The sequence below is a fragment of the Vibrio sp. EJY3 genome, from assembly GCF_000241385.1.
In the GTDB taxonomy this organism is placed as follows: Bacteria; Pseudomonadota; Gammaproteobacteria; order Enterobacterales; family Vibrionaceae; genus Vibrio; species Vibrio natriegens.
The window spans coordinates 2,013,303-2,035,507 of sequence record NC_016613.1; the positions used below are offsets into that span (position 1 = coordinate 2,013,303).

Sequence of the window (22,205 nt, forward strand, 5' to 3'; positions counted from 1 at the left end):
AAGATCATATCTAATTTAAAACTTACACGAGAAACCAATATGAACAAACACTTATTTACTTCTGAATCTGTTTCAGAAGGTCATCCTGATAAGATTGCAGACCAAGTATCGGATGCTATATTAGACGCTATTTTAGCTCAAGATCCCAAAGCTCGCGTAGCTTGTGAGACTTACATTAAGACGGGTATGGTAATGGTTGGAGGTGAAGTTTCGACCTCGGCATGGGTTGATATCGAAGACATTACTCGAGATACAATTCGCAATGTAGGTTATATACACTCAGATATGGGATTTGATGCAAATACGTGTGCGGTATTGAATACGATTGGCAAACAATCTCCAGACATAAATCAAGGAGTTGACAAAGAATCTCTACAAGAGCAAGGAGCTGGGGATCAAGGCATAATGTTCGGCTATGCGACGAATGAAACTGATGTAATGATGCCCGCACCAATAACATACGCGCATAGATTGATGGAGCGCCAGGCTGAAGTTAGAAAGAATGGTTCATTACCATGGTTACGCCCTGATGCTAAATCTCAAGTTACCTTTCAGTATGAACATGGAAAGATCATTGGTATTGATACTGTTGTAATATCCACTCAACATAGCGATGAAATATCAACGGAATCTCTTCGTGATGCCGTTATGGATGAAATAATTAAACCCATTTTACCTAATGAGTGGATGAATAATAAAACTAAATATTTTATAAACCCTACTGGCCGATTCGTTGTCGGGGGGCCAATGGGCGATTGTGGTTTAACAGGGAGAAAAATAATTGTTGACACATATGGTGGTTCAGCACGCCATGGCGGGGGCGCTTTTTCTGGCAAAGATCCATCAAAAGTTGATCGCTCGGCAGCGTATGCAGCCCGATATGTAGCTAAAAATATTGTCGCAGCTGGTCTAGCCGAACGCTGTGAAGTGCAGCTCTCGTATGCCATTGGCGTTTCCGAGCCAACATCAATTATGGTTGAAACTTTTGGAACAGAAAAGGTACCACATAAGGTCATCATTAGCGCTATCCGTCAATTCTTCGATTTACGTCCATTCGGAATCCAAATGATGTTGGACTTATTAAAACCTATCTACAAAAAGACTGCTGCATACGGTCACTTTGGCAGAGAAACTTTTTCATGGGAGAAAACTGACAAAGCCCTATCAATTAGAGAGTTTGCTAAATTATAGTTTGTGGAAAACTATTCCTAAAGACTTTTTCATAGTAATTTTTGAAAAAATAAAATCCTTAGTTTAACTCCTAGGCAGGTATATTAATCAAAAAACAACCTGAGTTTATATTAAAACTCTTCATATGACTTTATTCAATCAAAATACTTAAACCACGATGGTTATAAATAAAACTTACTCTACGTAAAAAATATCATTGTATTTGTTTGAAATAATTCAACCATAACCCCACTTAAACGATTAGTTTAATAATCAATTTAGTTAATAACTTTAGTCAAAGGTATGTAATAATGGTAAAAGTTATGAGCAATCATGATTTATTCGAAGGCATTCTTTCTTCTGCAGATATAAAAATAAATGGAAATAGAAGTTGGGACCTAATTGTTAATGATAAATCTCTGTACGATAAAATTTTAACAGGCGGGTCACTTGCTTTTGGTGAAGCATACATGGATGGTTTGTGGGAATGTAAAGATATGGCTGAAATGATTTCTCGTTTACTTTCATCCGATGTGGAATCGAAATTAGGTTCCTTGCAAAAGATTTCGTTAGGGCTAAAGGTAGGGGCAGGAAAGCTAAAGAAAGCATTTAATTTTCAGAGCATTGAGAGATCGAAAAAAGACGTAAGTTATCATTACGATATTGGTAACGACTTGTATTCGTCTATGTTAGATCAGCGCATGACATATACATGTGCATACTGGAAAGACAGTGATAAACTTGATGACGCACAAGAAGCCAAACTTGACTTATTGTGTCGAAAACTGGGTCTAAAAAAAGGTATGCGTGTATTGGATATAGGTTGTGGGTGGGGTAGCTTTATGGTTTACGCTGCACAGAACTATGGTGTTATTTGCGATGGTTTGACTTTGTCCCAGGAACAGGCAAATTATGGAAAAGAATTAATTAAGAATCAAGAACTCCCTATTAATTTTATTTTAGAGGATTATAGAGAGTACGTCCCAGAATTAAAATATGACCGCATTGTATCGGTTGGTATGTTGGAACATGTAGGCCCAGATAACTACCGAGAATACTTCGAAAAAGCATACGATATGCTTGTCGATGACGGAGTATTCTTAGTTCACACTATAGGTAGTCCAACTTCATCAAACGAGACAGATCCATGGATTGATAAATATATCTTCCCAAATGGCGTCATCCCCTCAATTGCTCAGATTGGTAGTGGTATCAATGGATTGTACAATATTGAAGATTTGCACAACATTGGGCCAGACTATGATAAAACGTTACTCTCGTGGTATGATAACTTCGACAAAAATTGGGAGTTTTTAAGTTCAAAATATGACGAGCGATTTTATCGTATGTGGCGCTACTACCTATTGAGTTGTGCGGGCGCATTCCGGAGCAGAAGTCTAAATCTGTGGCAATTTAGTTTGACTAAAGTCGGAGCTAAAAAACCAGAGTATGTACGAGCTATCTGACAATCAGTACTAATGCAGACTTGATCTGACAGTTACGACGTTTACACTAAATAGCTGTCAGATTATATCTTTGCTAAATTCTTTTAAACCTAAACTTGTTTCTTATACTCTAATTCTATATCTGACCGTAATTATATTGGTACTGAGGTGTGTTCTTGAAAAGAAGATATTGTCATCACGATACGATATATTTACTTCATACTAATTCGGCTTTGATGTGATTAAACTGACCGCAAATCATGAGAAACCGAATGTGTTGAATCATAGCGTTGAAGGCAACACTACCATACAAATGAACAAAAAGGAGAAAGGCACATTTTATATCAAAAATGATGGTGGGTTGATTTTTGGTGGTCAAGGAAAGGCTGGATTGCACAAGGTAATACTTTGATCTAACTAAAGATGCAAGCAACGTCTAGACTTTAAGGGGGGTTGCTTGCATTCTAACTATTAAGTTGAGTAATCCCGAATTCAACTGCGAAGTGCGACACTCTCCAATATCAAGCAGCCAATGCCATTTCTTTAAAGACAATCGCTGGTTGCTTGAAGTCTAAACACTTTTTCGGTCGATAATTTATCCGTGATACAGCGAATTCAATATCGCTGTCTGTTACCGTTGTTAAGTCGGTTCCTTTCTTCACATATTGCCTTAAAAGCCCGTTAGCATTCTCATTGGCTCCACGCTCCCAAGAGCTATAAGGATGGGCAAAGTACACATCAGCCTCCAACGCCTTTGCGATGGTTTCGTGGCCTGCAAACTCTCTCCCGTTATCTGCCGTGATGGTATGGACATGTTCCTTGTAAGGCATGAGTAGCTCTATGGTGGCTTGGGTGATATCATCTGCTGACTTCGATGGCACTTTCTTGACCACGTAAAATCGTGTTTTACGCTCTAAAATGGTCACCATAGCACCAGTGCCATGTTTGCCTAATACGCTGTCGATTTCCCAATCACCCAATCGCTCCTTACTGTCAACGATGCTTGGCCTATCATCGATAGAAACAGCATTCTTGATCGCTGGTGCTTTCTCTTTTCTACCGCGACGATACCGCTTGTGACCTTGCCTCAAGTTGCGATATAACTCGCCTCCCAAGCGTTTATCCTGCGCGACAAATCGGTAGATCCACTCATGACTGACAGCGGCACCGACTCTAGTTAATACACTGAAAATCTGCTCTGGACTCCAATCTGCTTCTAGAAGGAGGCGGATAAAATCAACACGCTCCTTTGGGATTTTGTATTTACGCGCTGATGTGCGTTTTTTGATTGAGAATACCTGAGCTTCGCTTGGGCAATAATGACTGCCTTTGCTGCCGCGTTTAAGCTCCCGATATACCGTAGAGCGATGGCACTGAACGGTTTTAGCTATTTCAGAAACCGAAATTCCCCGTTCCAAAAGAGCAGAAATCTGGTATCTTCTGCCCTCGGTCAACTGCTGATAATTCATGGTAGTACTGCTTGTTTCTTTGGCGAGAAAAGCGTACCACTTTCAGCAGTTGGCTTCCTCTTCTACACCTTTCCATGAATGTCCCACTTATTATCTGAAATCGGGGTTAACAAACACTCATTGCGATATCTAACCAGTAGTAGTGCTCATCTGATTCAAATGCATTTGGTGAGGTATGACGGTCAATTTCTTGTCCATTCTGGTATTGTCTGTTGTCGCAGCAAAGTACTTTCTGTTCTTTTGAATTACATTGAAATTCATAATATTTACTCCATTTATTTACTAGTGATACCCTCCTTCTCACCGCTAGGGTGACGAATTGCTTGAAAAATAGCGGAAACGAGCGATCGCAATCACCGAAATACGCACGAATATTTTTATTATTGTTTCATTTATTTAACTCAATCTTTACGCAAGTAGAGATAGAAAGTTTTCAGGTATATTAAAACCAATAAAAACTGCCCAGCCAACCACTATTTACATTAAAAACAATGACTTATATTTACTTTTAAGCTTATTTATATCTAATAAGAAATATGGACTAGTGGGAGGAAACCTCTTTACCCCCTATCGGGGGTAAAAGCCGACTTACCCTCTAGAGGGGGTAAATTGCACTATAAACTTTGGTTTGATTAAAACTATTCAATTATTGACCAATGCACTGTGTAAACAGTGCTCGTTCACGGGAAGCGGCTCCCGCCGCAGATTACAAATGACCGATTGGGTTAACTGTGACTTAAGGCACTCTTAAAGGTCGTCAATCACGGGGGCAAACTATTCGTTATGGCAGCTTAAAGGATAACTTTGACCGAAACAATGATATGGTGCTTCGTGCTGTGGCCTGCGCACCACATAGAACTAGGGATATAGTAGAAATGGTCAATGCGGCGAGAGATGTCTAACGCCGCAGTATACTACCCACAGGATTGATTTAACGAAGAGCAGGTACTAGCTTTTGTAAGCGGTAACTTACTCTCGATAAGTGGTAAGTTTCGAAGTCTTAGAGAAACCGCCATCGACTAATTGCCGATGCTTTTCGAGAACTGGGCTGATTGAAATCGAGTGTCTCAACACAAAGTCAATGAAAAATGCGGCCAAAACGCTCTGCTTTGAACTTCACTGTATATCGATATAGTTTAAATACAAAAAACCGAAAGAATGATACTTAGTATTGTGAATAAACAAATATTAAGAAACATTTGCTTCTGCTAGTAGCAGTTTTAATAGAACACTGTAGAAGTCACTTCCATAATTCTCAGTAGTACAACCTGCGTCCCTAAACTGAACGACTAAGTGTGTTTGGCGTTCTATTTCTATGAGCAACTAGCGTAAATTTGTAGTCAGTCGATTTGAAGTAATTGCGACTGTATTCAAACACCACGTCACCTTGTAAGAAACCACGTGTGCGCTTCTCGATGATCGGTTGAGTAGGATCGATGTCTAACAACTCGGCAATCTCCTGCGGTGGCAGTACCGGAATGATTTCTTGCTCACTGCGGTCAATCACCATCCCCTTCTCTTTCTCGATAAAGTGGTACTTAGATCCTTGCATTACTTGATAAGTCAGATCTGGGAACATATCAGTTGGTAACCACGTTTCTTCAACAGTGATTGGACTGTCATCCAAATAACGAACACGTTTCACGTAATAGATCTTGTCTCCTTCGCATATATCCAGCAAGTCCGCCATAGTAAGCGACGCTTTGGTGATTTCAAACGCTAACACATCGCTGTGTGTCATCACATTTAAATGCGCCCACTTTTCCGCAAAACTGCTCTGCTGATAAATATCGTAGTTAATCTTGTTTTCTTTTACATAGGTTCCACTACCCTGCACACTTTCCAGTTCCCCATTTTCAATCAGCAACTTTAATGCTTGGCGAACCGTGACTCGACTGCACGAGAATTCTTCACGCAACTGAGCTTCGGTAGGAAGCGCGGTTCCAACTTTATATTCACCGTCGCTGATTTTATCGCGAATCGCATTCACAATCTGACGATACATTGGCAGTCTTGACATACTTACCTCTACAAAAACAATACAAATGATAGTTTAAATAAACCTATTTGATACAACTCGAAACCAGTCACACCAAGGTGAACTATCATTGTAAGAAAGATTAAGTTTCTAGTCCCTATAATACGAAATAAGGTCAATATGACAAGCGTTTGTTCAAATATAAGTATACAAAAACAACACAAACAATACAACATCAATACATATCATAACTCAATTGAGATCGTGATCACGGATCATTTGTATTTAAGATGTATTATTATAGCTATTGTTGAATGTACAACAATGTCGAATGTGACAATGGGACAAACGTTATGAAATTAACCTCTCTTACAAACCCATCGCTGATAAACCTACAAACGACGTTCGAAAGTCGTGACGCAGCGATTCGTGCACTTGCCGAACAGCTAAACCAGCAAGGCAAACTGCATAACAAGGAAGAATATCTACAAGCGGTATTTGCACGCGAGGAGCAAGGACCGACGGCACTTGGCGAAGGTTTAGCAGTACCACACGGTAAGACGGATGCAGTAAAAGAAGCTGCATTTGCTGTGGCTACACTAAAAGAAGACCTAAAGTGGCAAGGACTAGATGAAGACGAAGACGTAAACCTGATCTTTCTGATTGCTATTCCAAATGCAGAAGCAGGTTCAACGCACATGCACTTGTTGACCGAACTGACTACAACCCTCGTGGATGATGACGTGCGTGAAGCAGTGTTGAATGCTACAAATGTAGAACAAATTATTTCATTACTTGACGGACAAGGCGAACCAGAAAAAAAGGACAGCGAATTAGATACAAATGCGCCAACAATCGTTTGTGTCACAGCTTGCCCAGCGGGTATAGCTCACACCTACATGGCAGCAGAGTACCTTGAAAAGACAGGTAAGAAGCTCGGTTATAACGTTCACGTTGAAAAACAAGGCGCAAACGGCATCGAAGATCGTCTGACTGCCGAACAGCTCAACAGTGCAACAGCGGTCGTTTTCGCAGCAGAAGTAGCGATCAAAGAGTTAGAGCGCTTTGAAGGCATTCCTCGCGTTGAAGTACCTGTAGCAGAGCCAATCAAACACTCCGAACGTATTCTTAACGAAGCAGTAGAAGCGGGTAAAGCAGGTCGAAGTGCCGGCGCAGCGGTCGCAACAAACGACAAACCGAAAAAACTACCACTCAAAACGGAACTTAAACAAGCGTTGCTATCAGGTATCTCTTACGCGGTTCCTCTGATCGTTGCAGGCGGCACCGTGCTTGCTGTTGCCGTGCTATTGGCGCAAATGTTCAACCTCCAAGATCTGTATGCAGAAGAAGGCTCTTGGTTGTGGATGTACCGCAAGCTAGGTGGCGGTCTACTAGGCACATTGATGGTGCCTGTACTGGCAGCTTACACGGCTTACTCATTGGCAGATAAACCAGCACTTGGACCTGGCTTTGCAGCAGGTATCGCAGCCAACCTTATCGGCTCTGGCTTCCTTGGTGGCGTTGTCGGTGGTTTGATTGCAGGTTACGTCATGCGTTGGGTGAAAGAAAACGTACGTCTAAACCCTGCGTTCAATGGTTTCCTAACTTTCTACTTATACCCTGTTATCGGTACTTTGGTTGCCGGCTCACTCATGCTGTTCGTTATCGGTAAACCCGTAGCTTGGTTAAACCAAGGTTTGACGGACTGGCTAAACGGCATGTCTGGCACGAACGCCCTACTTCTGGGTGCGGTGATTGGCTTGTTCGTATCGTTCGACCTTGGTGGTCCCGTAAACAAGGCGGCTTACGCTTTCTGTCTGGGTGCAATGGCGAACGGTGTTTACGGTCCGTATGCCATCTTTGGTTCGGTCAAAATGGTGTCAGCGTTCACAGTAACTGCATCAACTCTGCTTGCGCCTCGATTATTCAAGGACTTTGAAATCGAAACGGGTAAATCAACGTGGTTGCTTGGTCTTGCTGGCATCACAGAAGGTGCTATCCCAATGGCGATTGAAGATCCAATTCGTGTAATTGGCTCATTCCTTCTTGGCTCTGTTGTAACAGGGGCAATGGTAGGTGCAGCTGGTATCGGTCTATCAACTCCAGGCGCAGGTATTTTCTCAATCTTCCTACTGCATGATGCTGGTCTGGGCGCATTCACCGCCGCAGCAATCTGGTTTAGCGCTGCGCTGGTTGGTGCAACCATCTCGACCATCACCCTCATTATGTGGCGAGCACATGCTGTAAAAAAGGGCAAATTTGCCACTGAGGCTACTGCACAAAATTAATTCGAATCACTCATAGATTCGCTCAACTCGAGCTTTGGGCGCGGGATTACTGCGCCCAAAATATTCGTCGGCAAACTTAAACGCCGCAAAAGCGAATAGAAAACAATCAATTTTAAAACAAATTAACGGCAATTATTGCCTAAGACGGTAAAAGTTATGACTACATCTCGCGTTCATATTACTCCTCACATGCACTGGGATCGTGAATGGTATTTCACTACAGAAGAGTCTCGTATTCTGCTAGTGAACAACATGGAAGAAATCATGACTCGTCTGGAAAACGATCCAGACTACAAATACTACGTGCTGGACGGTCAAACCGCCGTACTGGAAGATTACTTCGCTATCAAACCAGAAAATAAAGAACGCGTACGTGAACTCGTACAAGCTGGTAAACTGATTGTTGGTCCTTGGTACTCTCAAACGGATACGATGCAAGTATCTGGTGAATCTATCGTGCGTAACATGCTTTACGGATTGCGCGATTGTCTAGCACTAGGCGAGCCAATGAAGATTGGCTACCTACCAGATTCATTCTCTATGAGTTCGCAGCTCCCCGCTATCTACAACGGTTTCGGAATCAATCGCGCCATGTTCTGGCGTGGTTGTTCAGAGCGACACGGCACAAATAAAACCGAGTTCTTATGGCAATCAAACGACGGCAGCGAAGTTTCAGCGCAAATATTGCCATTGGGTTACGCGATTGGTAAATATCTGCCGCAAGACGAGGAAGGCCTACGCGCCCGTCTAGATAAATACTTCCCTGTGCTAGAAAAACCGTCAGTCACCAAAGACATTCTACTACCAAACGGTCACGACCAAATGCCTATCCAAAAAGACATCTTCGAGGTGATGGATAAGCTGCGTGAAATCTACCCAGATAAAGAATTCAAAATGAGCCGTTTTGAAGAAGCGTTCGAGCGTATTGAAGCCGAGCGCGAGCAACTTGACACCATCAAAGGCGAGTTCAACGACGGTAAATACATGCGCGTACATCGCACTATCTCTTCAACTCGTATGGACATCAAACTCATCCACGCAGAAGTCGAGAATAAGATCGTCAACATCCTGGAGCCGTTAGCGTCTATCGCTTGGACACTCGGATTTGAATACCACCACGGCTTGATCGAGAAAATGTGGAAGGAGAGCATGAAGAATCATGCTCACGATTCAATTGGCTGCTGCTGCTCAGACAAAGTGCACGCCGAGATATTAAATCGCTACATCCTTGCTGACGACATGGCAACCAACCTGATCAACTTCTACAAACGCAAGATTGTTGACCACATGCCAACACGCGAAGGCTGCGACAAGTTAGCGCTATTCAACCTATCTCCATACGCTCGTGAAGAGGTGGTCAACACCACCATCACAATCCGAGCAGAAGAATTCAATATCTTTGATGAAAATGGCACACCAGTTGAGTACTTCATTCAAGACCAGCGCATCATTGACCCAGGTAAGATTGACCGTCAGATCGTACATTACGGTAACTACGACCCGTTTATCGAGTACGACATTCAAATCAAGCATTCAGTGCCAGCTATGGGCTTCACAACCCTACACATTAAAGCCAACGAGAAAGGCACGCAAAAAGTGGCTGAGCAAAAAGAGTTCCTTCTTGAGAATGAATTCTATCGCATCAACGTAAATGCAAACGGTACTCTGAACATCTTCGACAAAGAGACTGAGCATCTTTACGAGCAAGCGCTGCGCATTGAAGACGGCTCTGATGATGGCGACGAATACGACTACTCGCCTTCTCGTAAAGAGTGGCTACTGTACTCTGACGAGTTCGATGTAGAAGTGAATGTGAAGCACGAAGGCTTCCAGTCTGTCGCAACCATCAAGCTACGCATGAACTTGCCTGAGAACCTACAACAACGTGAAGAGCGCACAGGCCAAAACGGGTACCTAGATGTGAACTGCCAAGTGGTTCTGAAACAAGGTACACGCCGTATTGAAGTTCGTATGGAGCTGGACAACCAAGCTGACGACCACCGCGTACGCGTACTAGTACCAACACCGTTTGTATCAGAAACCGTGGTAGCGGATAACCAGTTCGGCTTGATCACTCGCCCAACGAACGATCCAGAAATGGCGAACTGGGAAGCAGACGGCTGGAAAGAAGCGCCTGTACCAGTTTACCAGCTAATGAACTTTGCCGCGGTTGAAAACGCACAAGGTGGTATGGCGTTAATGAGCAACGGTTTGCGTGAGTTTGAAGTGATTTCAAGCCAAGGTAATGAAGAGCGAGACACATTCGCCCTAACCCTTCTGCGTGGTGTCGGCGTGTTGGGTAAAGAAGAGTTGTTACTTCGTCCGGGTCGTCCATCTGGTATCAAGATACCAACGCCAGATTCACAAGTACGCGGCAAGATTGTTTGTGAATTCGCATTGTTCGGTTTCGCAGGAAACCACATCGAAGCAAACGTCATGGCAGCGGCGCGTGACAACGTGACTCCAATCCAGTGCTACAACAAAATTCCTTACAACGCAATGAAGCTCAACGTTGGCGAGCAAAACCTGCCACTAACACACAGCTTGTTGAACAAATCGCAAGACGGCGCAGTATTGAGCGTATTGAAGAAAGCAGAAGACGAAGATGCGCTCATCCTACGCGTTTACAACCCATCAGAAAGCGACGTGATTAACGACACAGTGACGTTCACCTCAAAAGTGGCCTCATGGAAAGAAACACAGCTAGACGAAAAAGTGTTACCAAATGAGGTAGACACAGCATCGTTCGGCATGCTGAAACCGTGTCAGGTTAAGTCTTTCCAAGTGAAATTTTAAGTTAACCATAGCTCCGCGACATGCGGAGCTTAAGGAATCTTCATGAAAATTGTAATCGCCCCAGATTCTTTTAAAGAATCACTCAGCGCTAAGATGGTTTGCTCTGCAATTGAACGGGGTTTTCGCGACTCATTTCCAAATGCCGAATACGTGCATCTTCCTCTCGCGGATGGCGGTGAAGGAACTGTGGATGTGCTACTGGAAAGCTTAGGTGGCTCATTGCAGAAAACGCAAGTTGAAGGACCAACGGGTGAATGGATCAACGCACACTGGGCTTTGTTAGATGACGGCAACACCGCACTCATAGAAGTTGCTGCGGCCTCAGGGCTAGACTTACTCACGAAAGAAAAACGCGCCCCTCTCTTTACATCTACCTACGGTACGGGTCAGTTAATTAAAAGCGCTCTGGACCATGGTGTGAGTAAAATTCTCATTGGTTTGGGGGGAAGCGCTACCAATGACGGAGGCGCAGGTATCATTCAAGCACTTGGAGGCCACCTATATGACTCTCAAGGTAATGAATTGATTAGAGGGGGAGGAGATTTATCTCGGCTTAGCAAAGTCGATCTAAAAGGTCTCGACTCTCGTTGTCAAAATATTGAGATGATAGTGGCCTGCGATGTCACGAACCCGTTGTGTGGTCCACACGGAGCGAGTCATGTGTTCGGCCCTCAAAAAGGTGCTTCGGTGGCTGATATAGATAAGCTAGATACGGGTCTCATGACTTTTTCCTCTTTCGTTTCACCTAACAAGCAATTCGACCCACTATTCACTCCCGGATATGGGGCTGCTGGAGGGACGCCACTAGGTTTATCGCTAGCTTTCGACGTTCAATTAAAGCCTGGTATTGATATGGTTTTGGAAGCTATAGATGCCAGGAGCATCATCAAAAGTGCGGACCTCGTTATAACCGGTGAAGGGCAAATGGACAACCAAACTATACAAGGTAAAGCACCTTGGGGGGTTGCAAGGTATGCCAAAGAAAAAGATGTCCCTGTGATCGCGATAGCAGGCTCTTTGGGGACAGATATTCAGAAGCTTTACTCACATATTGATAGCGTATTTGGTTCAGTGCGCAGCCCTCAGTGTCTCTCACAAGTCCTGGTAGAAGCCGAAGAAAATTTGATAAGAACAGCAAGAAATATTGCTGCAACTCTCAAACTAGGTAAAACGTTAATCTAAAGAGGATTGCACTATGAAAAATTTATTTTTTAAGCTTGAGAATACCATTCAAAACTATTCTTGGGGCAGTCGTGATGCGATTAAAGAACTTTTTGGTATAGAAAACCCTGACAACTCACCCCAAGCTGAAATTTGGATGGGCGCACACCCAAACGGATGTTCGCGCAAAGCCGAAACCCATGAATTGCTATCCGATGTAATAAACCAAAACAAAGTTCAATCGTTGGGAAACTATACAAAGGAAAGATTTGGCGAGCTGCCTTTCTTGTTTAAAGTGTTGGCCGCAGAAATGCCACTCTCGATCCAGGTTCACCCAAGCAAAAGCAAAGCTGAAATGGGTTTCGCTCGTGAAAATGAACAAGGTATTCCGCTTAACGCGGCAAACCGTAATTACAAAGATCCAAACCATAAGCCAGAGCTAGTTTATGCGCTGACCTTTTACAAAGCGATGAATGGTTTCAGGCCAATAGAACAAATTTTAACTTTGTTTGAGCACGCGAATATTACAACGCTTAGAGCAGAAATCAGTGCATTAAGAGCGTCTCCAAACAGTGACGGTCTCAAAGGCTTTTTTTCTGCAATTATGTCTCTGGAAGGTGAACGCAAGCAACAAGCACTGGAAGAGCTTTACACGAGTCTTGAGCGCCCAGCAAAAACAGCGATGGCTCGTGAGGCTTATGGTTATATTAAAGATTTTCGTCAGTACTATGCCGATGATATCGGTTTGTTTTCACCATTGATGCTAAACACTATTGAGCTTGAACCAGGTGAAGCTATGTTTTTGCATGCGGAAACACCACACGCCTATGTTCAAGGCACCGGCTTAGAGATTATGGCGAACTCAGATAACGTGCTACGCGCAGGCTTAACCACAAAGTACATAGATGTGCCAGAGCTGATTGAAAATACGACGTTTATACCCATTGATCCAGCACATATAAAACTTGATCCCATCCATAAAAACGGGAAATTAAGCTACCCAATTCCTGTTGACGATTTTGGATTTGAAGTTGTACCTGTCGCAAATCAAAACATCATACAATTCGTTCGCAGTCCAGAGATTCTATTTTGTATTGAAGGAAAAGTGACCATTTCCAACCAGCAGGATCAAATAAATCTAAAAGCAGGAGAATCCGTCTTTGTTAGCAGTCATTCCGTTAAGTATTTATGCGAAGGGAACGGCACATTAGCTCGTGCATTTAATTAATTAAAAGCAAGAGCGAAACGCAAAGACTAACCAACTAACATTATCTTCATTTTTCGTGACTGTTAATTTGAAAAAAAAACAGTGCTTGTTATCAAATATAAACACGTTACATATGGCCGACGTTACTCCCTCCTTGGGCCATTCCCACCAATGCTCACGTTCATTGGTGGGTAATTTTTCTTCATAATAAATATTCCTGAATGTAAATCTCCTCGTTAGGGCAATAGGCGACGAATGTTTTCCAGATAATTAAGCACTGACTGCTTATCATACAAAGCATTCGATTTTTCACCTGAACTTTGCCTCACCACCAAACTAACGGGCAATACTTCAGAGATAATTCCCGCCCCCTTCTCCACCTGGCTTAGGACCAATTTGACCGCCTTACGCCCGAGTTCGTTAAAGTCTTGTTTAACCGTCGTCAAAGGAGGTGAGAAAAATTGACTGTCCTGAATACCATCAAACCCGACTACGGACACGGTTTTAGGAACATTAATGCTCACTTCGGAAAGCGCACATAATACGCCCAGCGCCATCTGGTCATTGGCGACTAAGACCGCATCAAAAGATATACCTTTTAGCACTGCATCTTTAATTGCATTGTAGCCACTGGCGGCTTGCCAATCACCTTCGTAGAATGCAGCTAGTGTAAGCCCATGTTGCTGAATTTGTGACTCCCATTCTTTGTATCGTAGCATCGAGGCCGTCGATGCTTCTGGCCCTGAAATACACACAAAAGCTTCGCGCTTTTGATTAATCAGATGAGACACGGCGAGGTACGCTCCCGTTTTGTGGTCACAACTTACGTGATTAACCAACGTCCCCTCAGGAACATCAATAAATACCATTGTGAGTTGACTGAACTGCTCGACAAGGCTCTCCGCCGTATCTCGTGCTACGGGCGCATTGATAATAATGACATCAACTTGTTGGGCGATCAGTTCTCGAATTGCTCCTCGAAATTCATCAATGGAATTTTCACTTAATACTGTCAGCGCAGTCGCATAACCCATCTCGTGAGCTTGGTTGCGAATGCCGTTGGCGATTAATGCCACACCATGCAGCGATATATCCAAAGAGACAATGCCGATAATGCGTGATTTGGCTCGGCTAAGCATTTGTGCACCTTTATTCGGCACGTAGCCAAGCTTTTTGATCGCATTATTCACTCGTTTACGAGTTTCTTCCGCCACGTTATCTGCACCATTGGTTACACGTGATACAGTTTGTGTTGAAACCCCCGCTAAACGTGCGACATCTTTAAAAGTAACAGCCATGGTGTTCTCCAATTTTTATTTATCATCTACGATAACAAATTCAAGCGTCCCCCCTCGTGAACAGTGTCACACAAACACCATTTAATGTTTCCGAAAACAATCGATCTAGGCCACAAATTTAAACTCAAAATCCTCCTCTAGATCACACTTAAATGGCAGTTATGTCGAAATACAACTTAATAAGCGCATTATTATTTTTAAATTGAATGTTTTCGTAAACAGGAAAATAAAATGCAAAGAATCGTTCACCTAAAATCCAAGAATCACAGCATGATTATTAAAGTTGATCGTGTTCCTGAAATCCTTCATTGGGGAGCAAAAATCGCGCAAATCGATCCGGACTTAATGTTATCAACAGAGCGCCCTATTTCTCAGGCTCGTCTCGATGTTGATGTCCCACTTTCACTGTGTCCAGAACTAGGTAGTGGTCACTTCAATGCGCCGGGAATTGATGGACATAGAAATGGCAATGACTGGGCGCCAGTATTCAAAACCAAATCCATTGAACACGACGATAACAGTGCAACATTTACGCTTCAAGACGACGTTGCGGGACTTGAGTTATTAATAGAGCTGCAAATGGATTTTAGAAGTGACGTGGTACAAAAACGCATCACCGTTAAGAACACGGCTGCTGGCGAATATTGCTTGGGCAAGCTCTCCTCTACTCTACCACTTCCAAACCATGCCAACGAGCTGATGACTTTCCACGGACGTTGGTGCCATGAGTTTCAGACTCAACGCTTGAACTTTGAGCATGGGGGTTTTATGCAAGAAAACCGCCGCGGTCGCACCTCTCATGAAAACTTCCCTGGACTATTTGCTGGCACCAATGGTTTCAGTGAGCAATTAGGGCAAGTTTGGGGCTTCCATCTAGGCTGGAGTGGTAACCATCAATTGCGTGCTGACGTTCGTAGTGATGGTCGTCGTTTTGTTCAAGCAGGTGAACTGTTACTGTCTGGAGAAAAGCGCCTGAAGAGTGGTGAACTGTACCAATCACCTTGGCTATACGCAACCTACAGCACCTCAGGCTTGAACGGTATTTCAGAGCGATTCCACGAGTTTGTTCGCGCCAACATTGTTAAGTTTCCTAGCAATAAACCACGCCCTGTTCACCTAAACACATGGGAAGGTATCTATTTCAACCATAAGCCTGACTACATTATGGAGATGGCTACCGAAGCCGCTGAAATGGGCGTTGAGCGCTTCATTATTGATGACGGTTGGTTCATTGGCCGAGATGGCGAACGTGCGGGACTTGGAGACTGGTATTTAGATGAAACCAAATACCCTAATGGTCTCGAACCTGTTATCGAACACGTGAACAATCAAGGCATGGAGTTTGGTCTTTGGGTTGAGCCAGAGATGGTCAGCCAAGACTCTAACCTGTATCGCCAACATCCAGATTGGGTGTTAAGTCTGCAAGGCTATGACCAACCTTCGGGCCGTTGGCAATACGTACTGGATTTACAAAATCAAGATTGCTTCAACTACCTGTTCGACCGTCTGAATGACTTATTGACTCGCTACAACATTGGTTACCTGAAATGGGACATGAACCGCGAGTTGGTACAACCAGGGCATCAAAGCAAACCAGCAGTGCATGATCAAACTAAAGCCCTTTACCGTTTATTAGATGAACTTCAAGCCGCCCATCCTGCCGTTGAGATTGAGTCTTGTTCTTCTGGTGGTGGCCGTATTGATTTCGAAATATTGAAGCGCACTCACCGCTTCTGGGCTTCTGATTGTAATGACGCGCTGGAGCGTCAAGCGATTCAACGTGGCATGAGCTACTTCTTCCCACCGGAAGTGATGGGCGCTCATATTGGTCCAGCCGAGTGTCACTCAACCAATCGTCGTCATGCGATCAACATGCGTGGCGTGACAGCATTAAGTGGCCACATGGGCGTGGAACTAGACCCTGTAAGAGAATGTAAAGAAGAAAAGCAAGCTTTCGCCCATTACATTCAGCTGCATAAACAGTATCGCGATTTGCTGCATTCTGGACGTACCTTCCGCATCGACCCTGCTGATCAAAACCAGAACATCTATGGCGTAGAGAACGGGCAAGAAATGCTGATTACGGTGTGCCAGTTGGCAATGCCAAACTACGCGTTGCCATCCCCACTTCGAATCAATTGTGCGGATGAAAACACGCGTTACGAAATCAAGATCGTTGAAATGCCAAAAACCAGCTTCCAGTTGATGAAACAACGTCCAAAATGGCTAGATAAAACCCTGATACTCAGTGGTGACAACTTAAAAGAAATTGGGGTAACACTCCCTATTCTCGACCCTGAGTCGGCGCTTATTGTTCACCTGAAAAAACTTTAAACCTCTTTATGTCCCTCTAGCAACGGGTTTCAACTTAACGTTGTTCCTGATAAAACACTCTTACTAGATGCTAGAGGGACACCCTACGACCAACAAGCAAAAACTTATTGCTTAACTTGTTAAGGAAACAAAATGTCTATTACAGTATTACTTTCGTTCTTGCTGTTTACAGGCTTTGTTGTGGTGTTCACTTACAGCAAAGTCAGAAACGATAAACACAACTCTCAAGATGGTTTCTTCCTTGGTGGACGAAGCTTAACGGGAGGATTAATTGCCAGTTCCTTGATTTTAACCAACCTCAGTGCGACCAGCTTTGTGGGCATGAGTGCGCAATCCTACACCCACAATATGAGTGTCATGGGTTGGGAGGTTGCTTCTGGTGTCACGCTGGTGATAATCGCATTACTGCTTGTTCCACGCTACCTCAAGCAAGGCATCACCACCATCCCTGACTTCTTGGAAAGCCGTTATGATATGTCGGTGAAAAAGTTTGTAACGCTACTGTTCTTATGCCAATACGTCATTAATATTCTGCCTACAACACTTTACGCTGGCGCAGTAGTGTTGGGTGAAATCTTCGATGTACAAAGTTTACTGGGAATATCTGAGTTCAGTTCCATCGCACTTATCTCCGCAACCATTGGTTTACTGGGTTTCTTCTATGCGATTTACGGTGGCCTAAAAGCCGTGGTTATCGCAGACACCATTAATGGCGTAGGTTTAATTACAGGTGGCTTGATGATCCCTGTGTTTGGTCTGATGGCACTGGGTGGTGGCAACTTTATGGAAGGCTTAGATATGCTGCTGACCGCGGCACCAGAAAAGCTTCAATCAGTAGGACAAGAGACCGACCCACTACCGTTCTCAACGTTGTTCACAGGCTTACTGTTGGTAAATTTGTACTACTGGGGTACCGACCAATCTATCATCCAACGTGCACTTGGTGCGAAGAACCTAAAAGAAGGTCAAAAGGGTGTAATTTTGGCAGGCGCAATCAAGGTTATCTCCCCATTATTCCTTATTATTCCGGGTATTATCGCATTCCATATGTTTGGTGCAGATGCGGGCAACCCAGATACGATGTACACTCGCTTAGTCAACGAAGTACTACCTAAACCTCTGGTTGGCTTCTTTGTTGCGGTGATGTTTGGTGCCATATTAAGTACGTTTAATGGTGTATTAAACAGCTCAACAACCCTGTTTGCTTTGAACGTTTACAAACCTCTTTTTGGCAACGACAAATCCGATGAAGAGCTAGTAGGTAAAGGTCGCATTTTCGGTGTCATTATCGCGGTCATTTCAGTGTGTATTGCACCATTCATCCTTTATGCACCAGAAGGGTTATTTCAATATTTGCAAATGGTTGCAGGATTCTTTAGTGTGCCGATCTTTACTATCGTATTTGTTGGCTATATTTCAAAACGTGTCCCTGCCATTGCTGCCAAAGTAGCGCTCACGGTATTTGTAAGCTCCTACGCTGCAATGCAACTGATATTTGATACACCGATTCACTTCCTACACCAATTAGCAATCTTGTTTGTGGTGTGTACAGTACTAATGTTTGTGATTGGTCACTTTATGCCACGTGATACGGATTATGTAATGCCAGTCAATGAGAGTATTGACGTAACGCCTTGGTCATTCCGTTTTGAGGCCTCAGCAGTAATAATCTACATGGTACTAGGCGCGTACGTAATGTTCTCGGATGCTGGCTTTGTATCGAACGATCCAACCATCATGCATGTATACGGCTTCTGTGGCGTAATCCTGTTCTTTGGCGTGCTATCAAGCTACCTGCTTAAACGAAGAAGCAATGACAAAATAACCAAATTAAAAGACATGTATATACCCTAAAGTTTTTAACTGCGTGATAGTTCACAGTGACACAATAGTCTATATACCTAACTCTCTCATGTTTTAGATAATCGTAGACTATCACACCGAAATTGAGACAACCTCAAGTTTGGATCGTTCAGCGTAGGCATGTTACGTCTGTGTCATTTCTTTATTACATACAACTGAAATGACACAGACTTATAAAAATTACTGTCAAGAGTTACAAATTACTTCATTTGTTAATAGATCCGAATCGTCGATTGTATAAATTACGGTTGATCTCTTTGGCAGACTTTACCAAGGGCTCGTATGGTGTATCCGTTACTGTCACAAAACCCACGTTATAGTTTTCACCATCCCATGCACGCCCTGTTACGGGTGAATCCATATACTGGAACCAATGTGCACCAACAAAGTACGGGTTATCAATCACGCTTTCCATATACTTAGCGTAAGATTGCGCACGACCTTGTTGATTGTCACTACTGATAATACCAGGGTGGAATAAACCTGAATCAGTAGAACCAAAGTGGAACTCACCAATAATGCTAGGTTTATCCAACTCCGGTAAACGGCTCCAGTCCCCTTTTGCATTTAGATCAGTGGCGTAAAGATTGTAACTCATCACATCAACATAACGTGCGGCTGCTGTCGCAGCTTCAGGTGTTATTCCCCAATCAGAGAATCGCACTCCCATGTATAGATGGTTAGGTAACGCTTTCTCCATCTCTTCACTAACAACCGCAAAATACTTATCAGCAAATGCATCTAACAATACTGAAAGGTCGGCTTTCACTGTTTCAGTGTATTCACCTTGATAATTGAAGCCTTTAGCGAAAGCATCCCATGAGGCAACATCAACGCCCCATGCAGCGTTGAACTTCTTGATCGAGCCATATTTTGCTTTAAGTAATGCATCAAACGCCGCTTTGGCCGAGCTTTCTTTTGTGCTAGCACGTAAACCAGAAATCGCCAGTGCGTAGTGGTTTGTATTGTTGACGGTATTGCCCCAGCTCAACTCATTGTCAACGAAATAACCGATACACCAAGGGTCATTGTCAACCTCTTCACCCAACTCCTTCGCCATTATGGCCACAGAGACCCGAAAATTTGTGTCAAATGGGTCATGCATAGCCCCCCAGTAGTCGTTACCTGTACTAACTCGTTGGTGGTCTCCCGTAATCCAACCATGTGCTGTATACGGCACTTTACCGTTTTTTCGGTACATAGGATCGGACCAGTTCCCTAAGGAAGTGAAACCCCAATCCTGCATTCGTGCAAGTGTCACGTCCTTCCAAATCTCAATCGCTTCTTGTGCAGAGTCGGTATCATACTTACGCTGCAAGTTCGCCGAATAGAAGCTGAACACTTCACCATGCTTGAGAGGTCCTTTATGCACCATTTGCGTATAGCTATAGTTGTCTGCCAGTGGATCATTGAAATCAGGTAACCAATCAAACATACCACGGCGGAGTGTTGAGGCTTCTACACGCTCACGCTTGTCATCAATGTAACGCTCAGCGGCAACCTGACTTGGACGCATCCCCTTAGTGTCTGCCTCTACCGCATCAGCAAAGTCCATCCCTGTCACTGTGTAGCTGTCATCCATACGAATATTGTCTACCCCTGTAGCGAAGTAGAGGTATCCTTCAGGGTCCACCAGCGCCCACTTATCATTGACTTTCTCTGTGCGGAAATAACCTGTTGCCTCTAGTTTCGGACCTTTAGCCCAGCCACCGAACTTTGAACGATCACTCATCAACGAGGCATTCTTCAACAGTTTTTTGTCGACTTTGGCTTGAGCCTTTAGCTGATCCAAATCGGTGATTTTTTCTGGCCACGTTTCTTCCTGATATTGACCAAACTCATCCAACAGATTGGCGTATCGCGTAGTGTCCGTACTTAGGTTAGGAATCAACGATAGGTTATCGATAACCAATGTCGCCTCTTCTTGAGGGTTCATCATGTAAAGTTGCACGCTGACAATGTTCGATAGATCAAGCTCAGATTCGCCCCAACCAAACACCACTTGGCTTGCTGAGAAGGATTTCTTTGGCGGCTCGCCACGCATACCTGAATCCAAGCCTTCAGCCAAGTCTTTAAATGTGAAGTAATATTTGTCTTCTGAGTTTGCTGGAATCTGTACATAACCCGTACGGCTGTTTACTGCTCCCGTAGCCGTACCACCCAGCTTTTCATCTAGTGCATCATCGACACGCACAAATAGCTGCATGCCTGAATCACCAATGTTTTTCGCATCAAATGCTAGGGCAACATCGCCATACTTTGACCAATCCCAAGCCTGACCGTCTTTTCCAGCCGAGAATTTGATTGTCGGATAGTCATCGTCGGTTGTGTAATGAACCTTAATTGCAGAGCCTGTGTCAGACTTGACGATATCAACATTAGAGCCAGAGTGGTGTTCAACAATACCTTCAACACCACTTTCAAAGTCAGTTACTGTTAAAATAGTGGGAATTTGCGCCTCAATCACTTGACCTTGACGCGCTTCTGATAGAACAAAATCTCCAGTACGTTCAATAAAATCAATGTCATGTACTACTACTTTTTGCTCACCTATCGGGCCAACCGCGTAGAATTGGAACTCAGCGATATTGCGCAAATCAAGCTCACTACCACCTCGGTAACCTTCAATATTCATCTCTGCGCCATTAAAAAGGAAATCGACTGTCGTGGTTTTTCCAGCAGGTAAATATATTGGCAGATCGAGCTGGTGCGTCGTCGCCCCCATAATGCCAATGTTGTCCGCCACTTTCATTTCAATTCGAACTTCTCTGTCGCCGGGGTTTTCGAGTGTCAGCTGTAAGCCACCTTTGGTATTCCAATCATAAGAACCAGACTCCGGGCGAAACTTCATGTTTGGCCATTTAGAGTTTGCTTCTGACTCAGAAATCGCATCGAACACGATTTCCAGGTTTTCGCCAGCCACATTATATGAAGTGTGTGTGTTGGCGGTTTTTGATAGAAACCCATCATCTGTCATGACAACAGGTTGAACGCTACTACTCATATCTTGTTGAGTTGTTTCGTTATTGGATGTGTCTGGTGTTTTTGTAGCGGCAATGCTGCCTGCTGCAAGAGTGCTGGCAATGATAGCGAGCGCGATAGTATTTTTGTTGAAACGCACTGAGATTCTCCTTTCCTTCACGTAGTTATTGGATAACCAATCTACAAATAGTACATACCAAAAAAAATTTTGGAG

Annotated in this window: 13 protein-coding genes; 8 read left to right on the plus strand and 5 right to left on the minus strand. The window is 43.7% G+C overall.

Annotation, left to right across the window (positions count from 1 at the left end):
- Positions 1–39: 39 nt before the first annotated feature.
- Both metK and cfa read left to right on the plus strand, forming a co-directional pair.
- Positions 40–1,191 carry a methionine adenosyltransferase gene (gene metK / locus VEJY3_RS09160; protein ID WP_014232179.1) on the plus strand — a complete coding sequence of 384 codons (1,152 nt, stop codon included), beginning with the start codon at positions 40–42 and terminating at the stop codon, positions 1,189–1,191.
- 302 nt (positions 1,192–1,493) lie between these two features.
- Positions 1,494–2,636 carry a cyclopropane fatty acyl phospholipid synthase gene (cfa, locus tag VEJY3_RS09165; RefSeq protein WP_041170346.1) on the plus strand — a complete coding sequence of 381 codons (1,143 nt, stop codon included), beginning with the start codon at positions 1,494–1,496 and terminating at the stop codon, positions 2,634–2,636.
- 500 nt (positions 2,637–3,136) lie between these two features.
- Here the strand turns inward: cfa and VEJY3_RS09170 are convergent, their stop codons facing one another.
- The 3 genes from VEJY3_RS09170 to VEJY3_RS09175 form a co-directional block, all read right to left on the minus strand.
- The gene (locus tag VEJY3_RS09170; protein WP_014232181.1) at positions 3,137–4,084 is read right to left on the minus strand and encodes an IS30 family transposase; all 948 of its coding nucleotides are present in this window, start codon (positions 4,082–4,084) and stop codon (positions 3,137–3,139) included.
- 129 nt (positions 4,085–4,213) lie between these two features.
- On the minus strand, positions 4,214–4,345 hold the full coding sequence (locus VEJY3_RS26075; RefSeq protein ID WP_258164892.1) for a hypothetical protein: 132 nt from the start codon (positions 4,343–4,345) through the stop codon (positions 4,214–4,216).
- Positions 4,346–5,360: 1,015 nt separating this feature from the next.
- Positions 5,361–6,104: a GntR family transcriptional regulator gene (locus VEJY3_RS09175; protein WP_014232182.1), complete on the minus strand. Its 744-nt coding sequence runs from the start codon at positions 6,102–6,104 to the stop codon at positions 5,361–5,363.
- Between the two features lie 311 nt (positions 6,105–6,415).
- Between VEJY3_RS09175 and mngA the strand changes: the two genes are divergently transcribed.
- The 4 genes from mngA to manA all read left to right on the plus strand — a co-directional run bounded on the left by mngA (position 6,416) and on the right by manA (position 13,535).
- Positions 6,416–8,350, plus strand: a complete 1,935-nt coding sequence (gene mngA, locus VEJY3_RS09180) for a PTS 2-O-a-mannosyl-D-glycerate transporter subunit IIABC (RefSeq protein ID WP_014232183.1) — start codon at positions 6,416–6,418, stop codon at positions 8,348–8,350.
- Positions 8,351–8,506: 156 nt separating this feature from the next.
- On the plus strand, positions 8,507–11,146 hold the full coding sequence (gene mngB / locus VEJY3_RS09185) for a mannosylglycerate hydrolase (RefSeq protein WP_014232184.1): 2,640 nt from the start codon (positions 8,507–8,509) through the stop codon (positions 11,144–11,146).
- A 42-nt stretch (positions 11,147–11,188) separates the two neighbouring features.
- On the plus strand, positions 11,189–12,328 hold the full coding sequence (locus VEJY3_RS09190; RefSeq protein WP_014232185.1) for a glycerate kinase: 1,140 nt from the start codon (positions 11,189–11,191) through the stop codon (positions 12,326–12,328).
- A 13-nt stretch (positions 12,329–12,341) separates the two neighbouring features.
- Positions 12,342–13,535 carry a mannose-6-phosphate isomerase, class I gene (gene manA, locus VEJY3_RS09195; protein ID WP_014232186.1) on the plus strand — a complete coding sequence of 398 codons (1,194 nt, stop codon included), beginning with the start codon at positions 12,342–12,344 and terminating at the stop codon, positions 13,533–13,535.
- A gap of 215 nt (positions 13,536–13,750) precedes the next feature.
- Here manA and VEJY3_RS09200 read toward each other — a convergent pair whose 3' ends face one another.
- Complete coding sequence (locus VEJY3_RS09200; protein WP_014232187.1) at positions 13,751–14,812, minus strand: LacI family DNA-binding transcriptional regulator; 1,062 nt, start codon at positions 14,810–14,812, stop codon at positions 13,751–13,753.
- Positions 14,813–15,043: 231 nt separating this feature from the next.
- Between VEJY3_RS09200 and VEJY3_RS09205 the strand changes: the two genes are divergently transcribed.
- On the plus strand, positions 15,044–17,146 hold the full coding sequence (locus VEJY3_RS09205) for an alpha-galactosidase (protein WP_014232188.1): 2,103 nt from the start codon (positions 15,044–15,046) through the stop codon (positions 17,144–17,146).
- Between the two features lie 132 nt (positions 17,147–17,278).
- Entirely contained in the window at positions 17,279–19,000 is a 1,722-nt protein-coding gene (locus VEJY3_RS09210) for a solute:sodium symporter family transporter (RefSeq protein WP_014232189.1), read from the plus strand.
- A gap of 214 nt (positions 19,001–19,214) precedes the next feature.
- On the opposite strand, the gene VEJY3_RS09215 is transcribed toward VEJY3_RS09210, so the two are convergent.
- Complete coding sequence (locus tag VEJY3_RS09215; protein WP_014232190.1) at positions 19,215–22,130, minus strand: beta-galactosidase; 2,916 nt, start codon at positions 22,128–22,130, stop codon at positions 19,215–19,217.
- Between the last annotated feature and the right edge of the window lie 75 nt (positions 22,131–22,205).